The sequence below is a fragment of the Geothermobacter hydrogeniphilus genome, assembly GCF_002093115.1.
In the GTDB taxonomy this organism is placed as follows: Bacteria; Desulfobacterota; Desulfuromonadia; order Desulfuromonadales; family Geothermobacteraceae; genus Geothermobacter_A; species Geothermobacter_A hydrogeniphilus.
The window spans coordinates 50,353-64,080 of the sequence record NZ_NAAD01000003.1 but is presented as its reverse complement, the minus strand read 5'-3'; the positions used below and the strand labels follow the sequence as shown (position 1 = coordinate 64,080).

Annotated in this window: 11 protein-coding genes; 8 read left to right on the top strand and 3 right to left on the bottom strand. The window is 62.5% G+C overall.

What is annotated here, in order from left to right:
- From B5V00_RS03750 to B5V00_RS03730, 5 genes are all read left to right on the top strand, one after another.
- On the top strand, positions 1–2,454 hold the full coding sequence (locus B5V00_RS03750) for an AAA family ATPase (protein WP_085009421.1): 2,454 nt from the start codon (positions 1–3) through the stop codon (positions 2,452–2,454).
- 266 nt (positions 2,455–2,720) lie between these two features.
- Positions 2,721–3,968: a sensor histidine kinase gene (locus tag B5V00_RS03745; protein WP_085009420.1), complete on the top strand. Its 1,248-nt coding sequence runs from the start codon at positions 2,721–2,723 to the stop codon at positions 3,966–3,968.
- A 249-nt stretch (positions 3,969–4,217) separates the two neighbouring features.
- A complete protein-coding gene (locus tag B5V00_RS03740) occupies positions 4,218–4,805 on the top strand; it encodes a LemA family protein (RefSeq protein WP_085009419.1) in 588 nt (195 codons plus the stop codon).
- Positions 4,806–4,810: 5 nt separating this feature from the next.
- Positions 4,811–5,536, top strand: a complete 726-nt coding sequence (locus tag B5V00_RS03735) for a TPM domain-containing protein (protein WP_085009418.1) — start codon at positions 4,811–4,813, stop codon at positions 5,534–5,536.
- A gap of 222 nt (positions 5,537–5,758) precedes the next feature.
- On the top strand, positions 5,759–6,394 hold the full coding sequence (locus tag B5V00_RS03730; protein ID WP_085009417.1) for a TPM domain-containing protein: 636 nt from the start codon (positions 5,759–5,761) through the stop codon (positions 6,392–6,394).
- Positions 6,395–6,400: 6 nt separating this feature from the next.
- On the opposite strand, the gene B5V00_RS03725 is transcribed toward B5V00_RS03730, so the two are convergent.
- From B5V00_RS03725 to hutC, 3 genes are all read right to left on the bottom strand, one after another.
- Positions 6,401–7,645 carry a nucleotidyltransferase gene (locus B5V00_RS03725; RefSeq protein ID WP_085009416.1) on the bottom strand — a complete coding sequence of 415 codons (1,245 nt, stop codon included), beginning with the start codon at positions 7,643–7,645 and terminating at the stop codon, positions 6,401–6,403.
- A gap of 182 nt (positions 7,646–7,827) precedes the next feature.
- On the bottom strand, positions 7,828–8,520 hold the full coding sequence (gene sfsA, locus B5V00_RS03720; protein WP_085009415.1) for a DNA/RNA nuclease SfsA: 693 nt from the start codon (positions 8,518–8,520) through the stop codon (positions 7,828–7,830).
- A 291-nt stretch (positions 8,521–8,811) separates the two neighbouring features.
- Positions 8,812–9,531, bottom strand: coding sequence for a histidine utilization transcriptional repressor HutC (gene hutC / locus B5V00_RS03715; protein ID WP_085009566.1), 720 nt, complete (start codon positions 9,529–9,531; stop codon positions 8,812–8,814).
- 94 nt (positions 9,532–9,625) lie between these two features.
- Here hutC and hutI point away from each other — a divergent pair, with 94 nt between their 5' ends.
- From hutI to hutU, 3 genes are all read left to right on the top strand, one after another.
- The gene (gene hutI / locus B5V00_RS03710; RefSeq protein WP_085009414.1) at positions 9,626–10,873 is read left to right on the top strand and encodes an imidazolonepropionase; all 1,248 of its coding nucleotides are present in this window, start codon (positions 9,626–9,628) and stop codon (positions 10,871–10,873) included.
- On the top strand, positions 10,857–11,846 hold the full coding sequence (hutG, locus tag B5V00_RS03705; RefSeq protein ID WP_085009413.1) for a formimidoylglutamase: 990 nt from the start codon (positions 10,857–10,859) through the stop codon (positions 11,844–11,846). Before hutI ends, hutG begins: the two co-directional genes overlap by 17 nt.
- 81 nt (positions 11,847–11,927) lie before the next feature.
- Positions 11,928–13,598 (top strand): urocanate hydratase, encoded by a 1,671-nt coding sequence (gene hutU, locus B5V00_RS03700; RefSeq protein WP_139800637.1) that lies wholly within the window; start codon positions 11,928–11,930, stop codon positions 13,596–13,598.
- The last annotated feature ends 130 nt before the right edge of the window (positions 13,599–13,728 follow it).

The window sequence follows — 13,728 nt, the reverse complement described above, 5'->3', positions numbered from 1 at the left end:
ATGCGGATCCTCTCCATCCGGCTGAAAAATATCAAGTCGCACCGCGATCTTGATCTCAGTTTCTCCCCGGGAATCAACGTCCTCGCCGGTCCCAACGGCATCGGCAAGAGTACCATCTTCGAAGCGATCGGCTACGCCCTGTTCGGAGTCGACGCGCAGAGCTTTGTCGGCAACGTCGAGCGTTTCATCTCCATCGGCGCGAAAAAGGGGGAGATCACGATCCTTTTCGAGGCCCGGAAAGAGCGCTTCCAGGTCAGCCGCACCGTCGGCACCCCGGCAAAATGGCTGCTGGCCAAAGAGGTCGGCGGAGCTTTCGAGGTCGAGGAGCACAAGGATATCAGGGAAACCGAGGCGCGGCTGAAGGAATTGCTTGGCCTCGAAAACGGGCGATCCCTCGCCGAGCAGTTCGAACTGGTGATCGGCCCCTTCCAGCATGAGTTCCTCGGCCCCTTCGTCATCAGACAGCCGACCAGACGTCGGGACAAGTTCGATGAAATTCTCGGTATCGACACCTGGCGCAAGACCTTCACCCGGTCCAACGCCCTGCTCAAGGCCATCGCGAACAAGGTCAGCGTGCTGGAAAGCGCCATCGGTCCACTGAAGGAGCAGCTGGCGGTCCTGCCGGAGAAACGTTCCGCGCACAAAGATGCCATACAACACCTCGCCCGGACGGAACAGGAGTGCCACGGCAAGGGCCAGGAGCTCCAGAAACTTGAGGAACAGCTGGTTGAGATCGACAGGCGCGAACAGAAGATCAAGGCCCTCGGCACCGAAATCGACAAGCTCAAGGAGCGAATCGACAACGGCAGGGAACGGGTCGCCGCCCAGAAAATCCTGATCGCCGAAGCGGAGAAGTCCCGCCGGGTGGTGAGCGAAAACATGGCCGGCAAACAGGCCTGCGAGCAGGCGGAAAAGAGACTGGTCGAGTTGCGCGAACAGGCCAAGGTGCAGCACCGTTTGGAACAGGAGATGGCGCAATTCGAGAAACAGCTCTCAGCGCTGACCGCGCGCCACGCTGCCGAAAGCAAGGCCATTGAGAGGGCGATGCTCGAAGTTGCGGACGAGGAGCGGAACCTCACCGAGAAACGCAGGACACTGGAGGTTGACCCAACGACGCGAAAGCTGGCTGCCCGACTGCCGGAGGTGCGCGAAGCAATCATCGCGGTGCGTTCGCGGCTCGGACAACTCGATGGCCGCCGCACCGGGCTTGAGGAAGGAAAAGACAAGCTCGCCGAGGGGATCTGTCCGTTCTTTCAGGACCCCTGCCTGAACATCGCCGAGAAACCACCGGGGGATCTCTTCTCTACCAGGCTGGCCGAACTTGCCGCGGAACGAGAAGCGATGGAAAAAGAGCTGGCTCGACTGGAGCAGACGGAAAAAGAGGCGAGCCGGGCCGCCGAACAACTCAAGGCCTTCGAGGTGCAGCTCAGAACACTTGATGAGCAGGCAGCTGGGTTGGCCATAAAACTCAAGGCCAATCAGGAGCGTGCCGCAGGGCTGGAACGATCAGGAAGAGACCGGGACGCACTCCAGCGGCAGTTGACCGAAAAACAGACGGCGCTCAAGGAATATGCGAACCTGGCCGCCATGATTGAACAGATGGAAGCCGAACAGAAACGGCACCGGCCGGCGCGTGATCTCTACATGGCCCACCGGGAACAGGCGTCCAGGCTCGAAGGACTGCAAACCGAGCTGCGAAAGTTCGAGCAGCTCCTGGCCCGCCTGCAACAGGATCTCAGGACCGGAGAAACCGAGCTCAAGGCGGAAAGCAGGGAGTATGATACCGTCCGGCACCAGGCGCTGCGTCGACAGAAGGATGAACTGGGCCGCGAAGTCGGTGCCCTGGGCCAGAAGGCCGTAGGACTCGGGAAGGACGTGAAACGGCTGGCCGATGAAATCGACCGGCTCAAGCAGATTGAAACAGAGATCACCGCCCGGCAGGCGCAGGTCAGAACCTGGAAGGAAAAGGAAAAACTGGTCAGATTTCTCCGCAACCGGGTCTTTCGCAATGTCTCAAGCTACCTCTCCGAACGCTTCCGCGAAGAGATCAGCCAGCGCGCCAACCGCATCTACCGCATCATTGCCGAAGCCGATGAAGAACTGGCCTGGGGCGAAGAGTATCGCATCGTGCTGCGCGACCTGCACGAGGGCCGACTGCGCGAACGGGCTGACGACCAGTTGTCCGGCGGACAGACCATGAGTGCCGTAGTCGCCCTGCGCCTGGCCATGCTGCAGACCATCGGCGCCCGCATCGCCTTCTTCGACGAACCAACCTCCAATCTCGACGCCGCCCGCCGCGAAAATCTCGCCCGCGCCTTCCGCGCCATCGACGTCGGCCGGGAAGAGGTCACCGAGCACTGGTACGATCAGCTCTTTCTGATCAGCCATGATATAGCCTTCTCCGAAATCACCGACCAGATTCTCGATCTCGAAGGACAGACCGAAACAAACTGAAACCGTCGGCATTTTGACTCTGACAGGCGAACCACCCCTCCCCATCCCCGGAACCGATTCCGCGCACGACAAAACTTTCTTTTGTTTTTCAGTATCTTGCCCTCCTGCTCCCGGCATTCATGAAAACCTTGGCACTCCCCTTGCGATTTCACTTCATCCGGAGTCGATTTCCCGCCTGAGGGGGGGGGCAACACGATCCACCCGTCTGAACAGGGTAATCTGTCGAATTAAAAGATGTTTTTCAATCCGGAAAGCGAGGGTTGCCGATGTCAATGGAGACAACCGCCAAAGAAATCGAAGTCACTGAATTGACACAACTCCAGGATGAGCTGGCCGAACTGCGCCGCGATCACGAGCAGTTGCGCAGACGGTATCGCCGACTGGAAAACGAACTGGCCACGGCACGCGGTTGGCGTTGCCAGCTGGGCCTGATGCTGGAATCACTGCCGGTCGGCATCATCGGTATCGACGGGCGGGGACAGGTTGCCCTCTGCACCGGCCGGGCCGCGAAACTGCTTGGACTCGACGCCCGCTCCATGCTTCACCAACCGCTGGCCGACGCATTGCGACATCATCCCCTGACCCGTCCCCTGCAGCAGTTGCTGGCCCGCGATGCCGGTGACCGGGAGACCCTGTTGAGCTGGAAAACCGGTGATTCCCGACACGACCTGCGGGTCTGGGCGGAGCAGATACGCAACAGTTCCGGAGTACTGATCGGGGCAACCCTGGTCCTGGCCGATGCCAGTGGTGAAAGGGGCCTGCAACAGAAACGTTCCACCGCTCTGCTCTCCATCGGTCACGAATTACGCAACCCGCTGACATCGATCATTGGGTTCACTGAACTGATGCTCGACAGCACCCGGATCAAACTTGAACAACGGCAGCAGTTTCTGCACCACATCCTGCAGAAAGGAAAACTGCTGCAGCGCATCATCGAAGACCTGCAGACCATGGCCCGCCTGGAAGAGGGACATGGTTTCCAGCTGCAGCGGGAAGACGCGGACTTGCGGCCTCTGCTGCAGAAGGTCTGCGACCAGTTCCGCTGGGAACACCCGGACTACAACTTCGAACTGGAACTCGCGAGTGAACGACTGCCGACGCATTATGACCGGCAAAGAGTCGAACAGGTGCTGCACAACCTGCTCTCCAACGCCGTCAAGTACGCCCCTTCAGGAACCTCAGTCCGGCTGCAGGCCGGCATCTGGCAGGAGATGGTCCAGGTCAGCGTCTGCGACCAGGGACACGGCATGAACAGTGACGATGAGCTTCGCGCCTTCGATCGTCATTTCCGCAGCGCCGGCATTGCCGGAGATGTCGAGGGGCTTGGACTCGGTTTGACCATCTGCCGGGCCATCGTCCAGGCTCACGGCGGTACCATCAATCTGCAGAGCCGTCCCGGAGAAGGAACCGAGGTCCGTTTCAGCCTGCCGGCCGCCAGAGACGAGATGCTGTCCTACCGGGCACCGGAGCTCAGCAGCCGGCACCAGCAACCGCTGCATGCAACCACCCATTAACCTGAATCAGTGAGTTCCTGTTGGATGGAGAGTGCAAGTACCTGGTCTGAATGTGATTTACAAAAATCTGCAGCGCACCCGCAGGTTCGCTGGTGATTATTGGGCAACTCGGGCAGAGCAATGACTTGTGCTGTCCGCCGACACGGGCCTCACTGTTTCAGGATTAATATCGCCATGTCCCCTTTACAAGGAGACTCCGGCTCCCTATATTGACAGAACAACCATTCCACCTGTCACAAGGAGCCGATCATGACCCGCGCCCTGCGCCTGTTTACCGTCCTGCTGCTGACCGTTCCACTGCTGACCAGCTGCGGCTACAACCAGATTCAGAAAAACGAGGAAGCGGTTTTCGCCGCCTGGGCCGATGTCGAGGCGACCTATCAACGCCGCGCCGACCTGATCCCCAATCTGGTGGAGACGGTCAAGGCCTACGCCGCCCACGAGAAAGAAACCCTGCAGGCGGTAACCGAAGCCCGCGCCAGCGTCGGTAAAACCACCATTTCAACCAAGGATCTCGGCAACGCCGCGTCGTTGCAGAAATTCCAGCAGGCCCAGGGGCAGCTCTCCAGCGCTCTCTCCCGGCTGCTGGTGGTTGCCGAGCGTTATCCGGACCTGAAGGCCAACCAGAACTTCCGCGATCTGCAGCACCAACTGGAAGGAACGGAAAACCGCATCAACGTCGCCCGCCAGCGTTACAACAAGGCGGTCCAGATCTTCAACACGTCGATCCGCACCTTTCCCAACAACCTGACCAACAGTATGCTGCTGCATCTTGAGCGCAAGGAACCCTTCAAGGCCACGGCGGGCGCCGAGCAGGCTCCTAAGGTGAAATTTTGAGAACCATGCGCCGCCTGCTGCTTCTTCTTATTACCGGGTTGCTGCTGACTGCTCCGGCCCTCGCCCTTGAAGTACCGACCGCGACCGGCTTCGTCAATGACCGGGCCGGACTGCTGGCGCCTGAAACCCGCACCAGGCTTGAACAGTTCCTGCGCCAGTTCGAGCAGAGCGATTCGACGCAGATTTCGCTGCTGACCATCCCCACACTGAAGGGGGAATCGCTGGAAGAGTATGCTCTCAAGGTCGCCGAAAAATGGGGATTGGGACAGAAGGGCAAGGATAACGGCGCCCTGCTGCTGGTCGCCAAGGAAGAACGCAAGGTCCGCATCGAGGTCGGCTATGGCCTCGAAGGCCGACTCACCGACCTGCTGGCCGGACGCATCATCGACAATGAAATTGTTCCCCATTTCCGCCTCGGGGATTTCGACGGCGGCATCATCGCCGGCATCAACGGCATGGTGCAGGCGGTCCGCGGCGAATACCGGGCCGATGGACAATCCAAGCGCAAGAAAAAGCGCAGCCCCTGGGGACTGCTGCCGTTGCTGCTCTTCTTCGGTCCCGGCATGTTGCTGCTCGGCGGGGGACGGCGTTTCCGCGGCCGCCACTACCGCCGCGGCGGCTTCTGGATCGGCGGCGGGGGGCTTGGCGGGGGCTTCGGCGGAGGCGGCGGGGGCTTCGGCGGCTTCGGTGGTGGCGGCTTCGGCGGCGGTGGATCGTCGGGCGGCTGGTAGACCACCTGCGCACCCTGTTCACTCAAAACGCCAAAAGCACCAAGGGAAGAAAAGGCTCTCAACGCAGAGTCGGAGAGGGGCTGAGAGGGAGAGGAAACTCTGGGCCGGTGAAATTTCAATCAAATTTTGAGCTTATCAAGCGCGCTCTTCCACCTCTGCGCCTCTCTGTTAAAAAAGGTTTCCTTGGCGCCCCAAATCAATTCGAATGAGCAAGGACAAACCATGCCCGAACCGACAACCAAAACCATCCTCACCGCGGAAGAGAAACAACGCATCGAACAGGCGGTAGCGGAAGCCGAATTACGCACCAGCGGCGAGCTGGTGCCGCTGATCGTCGACCACAGCTACGACTACCCGCGGGCCGAACTGGTCGGAGCCGGATGTGCCGCCCTGGCAGGCGGGCTGACCCTGAGCTGGGCCTTCGGGGACGAATCGATCTGGTTCTTCCTGCCGATCTACGCGGTCCTGTTCGCTCTTTTCTTCTTCCTGATCCGCTTCACACCCGGACTCAAGCGACGCCTGATCCACCCGGCCGAAATCGAGGCCGAAGTGGAGGAGAAGGCACTGGTCTCCTTCCTCGAACATGGTCTGCACGAGACCCGCGACCGGACCGGCATCCTGATCCTGATCTCCCTCTTTGAACGCCGCGTCCGCATCCTCGCCGACCGCGGCATCAGCGAAAAGGTTCCCCAGCAGAAATGGGACACCATCGTTGCCGACATCGTTCAGGGCATCAAGCAACAACGGCTCTGCGATGCTCTCTGCGCGGCAATCTCCGAGTGCGGCGAGCTGCTGGCTGAAAGTTTCCCGCCGCGCGCCGACGATACTGATGAACTGCCCAACCTGATCACCGACTGAGCCGGCTCAGACCGTTACGGCGTCATGCAGGTAGTCGCGCTGCAGGCTGCCGACCGGACGCCGCTTCAGCAGCAGCGCGTAGAGTTGGGTGGCGCGTTCCTCCATCGCCAGCTGCCCTCGCGCTTCCTCGTAACGACCGGCATCCGCTCCGTAGAGGCGTTTCAGGGTGGCATGGACGCGACTGAAATTCTGCACCAGCGGCAGGCTGCGGCGCTTGCGCGTATATGCCAGCCAGGACCGACCCCGTTCGCTGCAGCCGAGCAGGTGCAGGTAGAGCGGACCGCTCGCCAGCGTTCTCTTCATCAGCGCCCTCTCCACGTCCAGCAGCACATAACAGAGCACGCGCTGAATGCGGGTGCGGGTCAACTGGCGTGATTTGACCGCCGAAACCAGAGCGCTGATCTCGCCGCAGCTGCGGGCAGCCTCCACCAGCCTCTTTTCCAGACCATGGTCGACCTGGTAGATCTCCGTGAGCCTTGCCGGGTTGCGCAGGATGACAGTCGCCAACTGCCGGTAGAGTTGTTCGGGATCGACACATAACCCCTCCAGCCGCGCATCGGTCAGGACAGTCGCGCTTTCATGCGGCAGGTAGTCCGCAACCCCCTCACCTTTTGCCAGCATGGCGCGGATACCGGTGGCGCTGGCGATGCGCCCGCTCGCCTGCAGGTCGTGATAGCCGGTCCCGACCCGCTTCAGCGTCAGGGGCCGGATCGGGCTGTCGAACTGCGCCAACGCCTTGAGATACGCGATTCCAAGGATATTGTTGGGGCCGGCCAGCAGGTTCGCGGTCTCCTCATCCGCCAGCTCCGCGACCACCTGCGCCCGCGCCGCCGGATACGTCACCCCCTGCCGCAGCCGTCGCCGGGTTTCTTTCTCAATAGACTCGCGCTTGCGCGACAGCAGTTCGGCAGCCTTCCGCAGCGGGGCAAGAGAGCCACCCTCACTGCCGAAACAGAGCGCGTCAACCCCACCCAGCGCGTCGAGGCAGCGCACCGCCCCCGCGGCAAACACCGGGGCGCTGTTGCAGGCCCAGGCGAAGGGCAACTCCACCACCACATCCACCCCGGCCGCCAGCGCCATCCGCGTCCGCCGCCACTTGTCCACCAGCGCCGGTTCCCCGCGCTGCAGAAAATGCCCGCTCATCACCGCCACCGCCACCTCGGCACCGGCGAGCCTCCTGCTCTCCCGCAGATGGTGCAGGTGGCCGTTGTGGAAGGGATTGTATTCGGTTATCAGGCCGACAGTTTTCATTTTAATCTCTGTTTTCTGACACCAAGAACGTCAAGAATTTCAACGCTGAGACCGAGAGAAGGAGAGGCAGAGAGAAATCATTATGTTTTTGAACACCTCAAACCCGACTTTGAATTGACTCTGCGCACTCTCCTTCTCAGCGTCTCTCCGTTAAAAAGGCTTTTCTTGGCGGCAAACAGGTTTCACAACCTCACCGGCAACCGCACCCCGATGCGGTTTTCCGTTTCGCTGACGCAGGTCCGGTAAGCCAGGACCTCCACCCCCTTGCCGGCCACGTCCCGCAGCAGGCGTCCATACTCCGGATCGATCTCGTCGGCCGGGGCAAACGTCTCGGCCTCCCCGCGCTGGACGAGAAAGAAGATGACCGCCCGGTAACCCTGCTCCAGCGCCTCGGCCAGTTCCCGCAGGTGCTTCTGCCCGCGAAGGGTGACGGCATCGGGAAACAGCGCCGTGCTGCCGCCGTCGGTGAGGGTGACGTTCTTCACCTCGACCAGGGCGCGCTCCGTGCCGCGCTCGACCAGGAAATCGAGTCGACTGTCGCCGAAACAATATTCCGGCCGCACCTCGCCGCCGGCCAGTTCGACAATCGCCCCGCCGCGCAGCCCCTCCTCAACCACCCGGTTGGTGCGCTGAGTGTGGGTATCGACCCAGCAACCGTTCACGCGGATCAGTTCGAGGGTGTATTTCAGCTTGCGTTTCGGGTTGTCGTTGGCCGAGAGCAGGACCGGGAAACCGGGAACCGCACACTGCAGCATCGATCCGGTATTGGGGGTATGGGCAGTGACCAGGGTGCCGTCATCCAGCTCGATATCGGCAAAGAAACGCTTGTAGCGCCGGACCAGTTTACCGGACAGCAGGGGGGAAGGCAGGCGCATGGGAATCCTTGGTGAAAAAGCATTCAATGTCTGACGCAGAGAGCGCAAAAAAGTAGTCTAAACCTCTGGCGCTTTCTCTGTACCTGAATCAGTGGGTTTGTGCCGGATGAAGAGTGTAAGTGCTTGGCCTGGATGCGATTTTCAAAAATCTAAGGCGCACCCATAGGTTCGCCGGTGATTTTTGGGAAGCGCAGGCAGGTCAATGGCTTGCGCTATTCGCCGGTGGCAAGCTCACTGATTCAGGTGTGTCTCCGCGTCTCTGCGCGAGCATACCCTCGGCCCGGTGACAGGTCAATCGGTCGTGCCGATGCGTGAACAGAGGCGGTAACGACTGCCGGGATGGTAGAGACAGGCACAGCTGACCAGCTGCTGCCCCGACCAGGTCCGGCGGGTCACCAGCAGGCAGGGATCGTGACAATCCATATCCAGCAGCCGCCGGACCCGTTCTTCCGGCAGGATCGCCTCGACGATATGCTCCAGCTCCGAGAGGGGAAACAAGGTACTGAGATACTGGTTCGGCGTCTGCCGGGAAAAATCCTGCGCGCCGTAATCGGCCACGATGTCCCGGCGCACATAACGGTCTTCCAACTGCACCGGGACCCCGTTCTCGAGGTGAACCAGCAGCGAATGCCAGATCTCCGCGCCGACGGCAACCCCCAGCCGGGCGGCAATCCGTTCATCCGCCCGGGCCACCTCCAGACATTCCAGGCGGTTGCTGTAGACGTGATGCCGGTCACGAATCTCGTCGGCGATGTTGCGAATCTCCAGCAACGGGGACTCGGCCCGGACGCTGCTGACAAAGGTGCCGACCCCCTGGCGCCGCAGCAGCAGGCCCTCGGCAACCAGTTCCCGCAGGGCACGATTGACGGTCATGCGACTGACAGCGAACATTTCGGTCAGCTGCTGCTCGGTCGGAATCCGCGCCCCTGCGGGATAGTCTCCGCTGCGGATCTTGTCGCTGATATATTCCTTGACCGCCCGATAGCGCGGCTGAACACCCGGACCCTTCATCGATACCTCGAAAATAAACAAAACGTTCTTGCCATTTGTCTAGCATTGTATATACAATTAAGAGACAAGTCAAAGAATACTCGAAGGAGAGCCGATGCACCCCCCCTGGCAGCAATGCGAACAGATCTGGATCAACGCCAACCTGGCAACCATGGACCCGCAGCGCCCCGGCCCCTACGGTATCGTTGAACAGGGCGTCATCGGTATCTGCCGGGGACGGATCCGGGCGCTGGCCCCCATGACGGAGCTTGATCTGAGCGCCCTGCCGGGCCAACCGATCGATGCCGGGGGCGCCTGGCTGACACCGGGGCTGATCGACAGCCACACCCACCTGATCTGGGGCGGTCAGCGCAGCGACGAATTCACCCGACGGCTCGCCGGCGCCGACTACGCCGAAATCGCCCGGGACGGCGGCGGCATCCTCGCCACCGTCAGGGCCACCCGCGCCCTCAGCGAACGGGAACTGATCACCCGGGCACGCCCCCGTCTGCGGGCCCTGCTCAACGAAGGAGTGACGACGGTCGAAATCAAGTCGGGCTATGGGCTGACCTGCGATGATGAGCTGAAAATTCTGCGGGCCGCCCGCGCCCTGGGCGAAGAATTCCCGGTGCGCGTCCGCACCACCCTGCTGGCCGCCCATGCCGTCCCGCCGGAGTTCATCGGGCGGGCCGATGACTATGTCGAACTGATCTGCGAACGGCTGCTGCCCAAGGTGACAGCAGAAGGTCTGGCCGACGCGATGGACGTCTTCTGCGAGAGCATCGCCTTCGACCCGCAACAGACCGAACGCCTGCTGCTGTCCGCGCGGCGCCATGACCTCGGCCTCAAGCTGCACGCCGAACAGCTCGGCAACAGCGGGGCCGCGGCTCTGGGCGCGCGCCATGGCGCCTGGTCGGTCGACCATCTCGAACACCTCGACAATGAAGGGATTGCCGCTCTCAAGTCATCCGGTACCGTCGCCACACTGCTGCCGGGCGCCTTTTACTTCCTGCGTGAAACCCGGCGGCCGCCAGTACCGGAACTGCGCAAGCAACAGGTTTCCATCGCCCTGGCGACCGATCTCAACCCCGGCAGTTCACCGCTGGCCTCATTGCGGCTGGCGATGAACATGGGCTGCGTGCTGTTCGGGCTCTCGCCCGAGGAAGCACTGGCCGGGGTCACCCGGCATGCCGCCCGCGCCCTGGGGCTGGGCGATCAGCTCGGCATCCTTGCGCCCGGCTACCGGGCCGACATGCTGCTCTGGGAGATCGACCACCCGGACCAACTGGCCGCCGAGGTCGGCACCTTCGCACCACGACAGCGCATCTTTGCCGGAGAAATCGACCATGCGCCGTTCAGCTGAAATGAGCCTCTGGCAGGGGCGTCTCGACTCCGCCGACGGGCCGGACGCTCTGCGCTGGCACCAGCGGACCCATCCCTACCGACCGGACACGCCGCCCGGCACGGTGCTGCTCGGCGTTTGCAGTGACGAAGGAGTGCGCCGCAACCAGGGCCGCCCCGGCGCCGCCGCCGGGCCCGATGCCATCCGCCGCGCCCTGGCCGGACAGGCCTGGCATCTTGACGGCCCTCTCTATGATGCCGGCAACCTGATGATCGACGGGGACAACCTCGAAGCGCTGCAGGAGGAGCAGGCCGGGATGGTCGCGACACTGCTGGATGCCGGTCATTTCCCCCTGCTGCTCGGCGGCGGCCATGAGATCGCCTGCGGCAGCGGTTGCGGCCTGCTGCGCCACCTGCAGAGGAAAAAGCAGACCGGCCGCATCGGGGTCATCAACTGCGACGCCCATTTCGACCTGCGCAACGACCCCCGCGCCAGTTCCGGCACCCCCTTCGCCCAACTCTCCGCCGCGACACAGGAGGCCGGATTCAGCTTCCACTACCTCTGCCTCGGCATCAGCCGTCCGGCCAACAGCGCCGCCCTCTTCCGCCGCGCCGCTGAACTGAGGACCGTCATCATTGAGGACCGCGAGCTGGTCCCCTGGAACCTGGCCCCGGTCGAGAACAGGCTGCACAATTTTATCGCCGACTGCGACGCCCTCTACCTGAGCATCGATCTTGATCTCCTGCCGGCCGCCGTCGCCCCCGGCGTCAGCGCTCCGGCAACCCGCGGCCTGCCGCTGGAGATCCTCGAACACCTGCTGGAACGGATCCGCCGCCAGGCGGGAAAGAAACTGCGCCTGGCCGACATCGCCGAGTACAACCCCACGTACGACATCGACGGACGCACGGCGAAGGTGGCGGCGAGGCTCTGCCACCTGCTGCTGAACAACTCGCCACCAAGTCACCAAGAACACCAAGAAAAACAAAAAACTTGAGGATTTCTTGGTGATCTTAGTGCCTTGGTGGCCAATTTGCCTCTATGGCAGAGCGACAAACGCCTGACAAGGAGAACACTCATGTCCAACCGACACGACCCGAACCGGGTGATCCGCGCCCCGCGCGGCACCGAACTGAGCGCCGGCAGCTGGCTGACCGAAGCGCCGCTGCGGATGCTGATGAACAACCTCGACCCCGAAGTCGCGGAACGCCCCGAAGAGCTGGTGGTCTACGGCGGCATCGGCCGCGCCGCCCGTGACTGGGAGTGTTTCGACAGGATCGTCGAAGTGCTCAGGCGCCTGGGCGACGACGAGACCCTGCTGGTGCAGTCGGGCAAGCCGGTCGGTGTCTTTGCGACCCACCCCGACGCGCCGCGAGTGCTGATCGCCAACTCCAACCTGGTGCCGCACTGGGCGACCTGGGAGCATTTCAACCAGCTCGACCGTGAAGGACTGATGATGTACGGCCAGATGACAGCCGGTTCCTGGATCTACATCGGCTCGCAGGGCATCGTCCAGGGCACCTACGAGACCTTCGTCGAAGTGGCGAAAAAACACTTCGGCGGCGATGCCTCCGGGCGCTGGATTCTCACCGGCGGCCTCGGCGGCATGGGCGGCGCCCAGCCGCTGGCGGCGACCATGGCCGGGTTCTCGATGCTGGCGGTGGAATGCGACGAATCGCGCATCGACAAGCGCCTGCAGACCGGCTACCTCGACCGCAAGACAACTGACCTCGACTACGCCCTGCAACTGATCGAGCAGGCCGGCAAAGAACGCAGGCCGGTCTCCGTCGGGCTGCTCGGCAACTGCGCCGAGGTGCTGCCGGAACTGGTCGAAAGGGGGATCTCCCCCGATGTCTGCACCGACCAGACCAGCGCCCACGATCCGCTCAACGGCTACCTGCCGGCGGGCTGGAGCCTGGGGCAGGCCGATGAGCGGCGGCAGAGCGATCCGCAGGGGGTGGTCAAGGCAGCGAAGCAGTCGATGGCCCGGCACGTCGAGGCAATGCTCGAACTGCAGCGCCGCGGCGCCGCCACCTTCGACTACGGCAACAACATCCGCCAGATGGCTCTCGAAGAGGGGGTAAAAACCGCCTTCGACTTCCCCGGCTTCGTGCCCGCCTACATCCGGCCGCTGTTCTGCGAAGGGATCGGCCCATTCCGCTGGGCGGCACTCTCCGGCGACCCAGAGGACATCTACAAGACCGACGCTAAAGTCAAGGAGCTGATCCCGGACGATCCGCACCTGCACAACTGGCTCGACATGGCGAAGGAACGCATCCATTTCCAGGGACTGCCGGCACGCATCTGCTGGGTCGGACTCAAGGACCGCGCCCGTCTCGGTATCGCCTTCAACCAGATGGTCAAGAGCGGTGAACTGCGGGCCCCGGTGGTGATCGGCCGCGACCATCTCGATTCCGGCTCGGTCGCCAGCCCCAACCGCGAAACCGAGGGGATGCTCGACGGCTCCGACGCGGTTTCCGACTGGCCGCTCCTGAATGCCCTGCTCTCCACCGCCGGCGGCGCCACCTGGGTCAGCCTGCACCACGGCGGCGGGGTCGGCATGGGCTTCAGCCAGCACGCCGGGCTGGTGATCGTCGCCGACGGCACAGACGCGGCCGAAAAACGCCTGCGAAGGGTCTTGTGGAATGATCCCGCCAGCGGCGTCATGCGCCACGCCGACGCCGGGTATCAGATCGCCCGCGACTGCGCGCGGGAGCAGGGGCTGGATCTGCCGATGCTGGACAGCTGATATTTTTTAGCCACCAAGGCACCAAGGACACCAAGAAGAGCCTTTTTGATCAAGATCCCCAATAAATAAACCTGGACAAAGGCTTTGCACTCAGTTTTCTTGTTTTTGTCCCGGTTTCTGATTTTCTTGG